Below are 840 nucleotides of genomic sequence, written 5' to 3' on the forward strand. Positions count from 1 at the left end.
TTTTTAAAATGGAAATTAATAATTTAATAGAGTCTAAAATTTTTATTTCTTTAATTTCTTTATTTTTTGGTATTTTTGTTTATTGGTTTTATTTATATATTAAAGAATTACAAGAAAAATATGATTTTAGTGATGAATTAAGAGAAGTTGTTAATCATATGAAAAACGGAAAGATTAATTTAAGAGAATATGGCGCTTTAATTAGAATAATGGCTCAAATGGGTAATTATTTAGGTATTTATCGTGAGCACGTCCAAAGAATGATTAAAGAATTTGATGAAAATGGCGGCCTTAATTTTGCGGAAGGTGTTTTTGATGAAAAAGAAAATAATGCAGATAACAAAGACAAACCATTTAATAATGATACAGAACGATTATTAAAAGAAAATTTAAGGTTAAAACAACAATTAAATAATATAAAAACTCCTTTAATTATAGAAAATAATGAAAATGATTTTTAGTTTTAGTTTTTTAATTTGATATATAATTTTTGATATTTAATAATGTTAATTAAGTTATAGAAGTCATTTAAGTTTTTATTTCTTTCGTTCATCAATATACATCCGTTTATCATTCTTAACACGTTAAATAAACTTTTATTTTGGGTCGAATGTATAAAAATGAGTTTCTTTTAACGAAATTTTTATATGTGAGACTTAAAAAATAAAAGTTTATAGTGTCAAAGGATTGATAAACGGATGAATAAAAAGAATTAAATTAAAAAAAGATAAATAAAATTTTTATAAGTTGGTTGTTAAATAAACACTTAAACAACTAAAACTGAACGCAAAATAACGTATTTTAATGTATAAAGCATCATTATAAGATCGAATATGCAAT

At 21.2% G+C, this 840-nt stretch carries 1 protein-coding gene; it reads left to right on the forward strand.

Translation table 11 applies throughout. The annotated features are described in order from the left end of the window. Positions 1–8: 8 nt before the first annotated feature. Positions 9–461: a hypothetical protein gene (locus RI76_RS02720; protein ID WP_026072063.1), complete on the forward strand. Its 453-nt coding sequence runs from the start codon at positions 9–11 to the stop codon at positions 459–461. The last annotated feature ends 379 nt before the right edge of the window (positions 462–840 follow it).

Origin of the sequence: Milkweed yellows phytoplasma str. MW1, from assembly GCF_000309485.1 — a bacterium.
Classification (GTDB): Bacteria; Bacillota_I; Bacilli_A; order Acholeplasmatales; family Acholeplasmataceae; genus Phytoplasma.

Excerpts from the sequence above, each read along its gene's own strand:
- RI76_RS02720 (WP_026072063.1), top strand. The coding sequence starts at position 9 with ATGGAAATTAATAATTTAATAGAGTCTAAAATTTTTATTTCTTTAATT.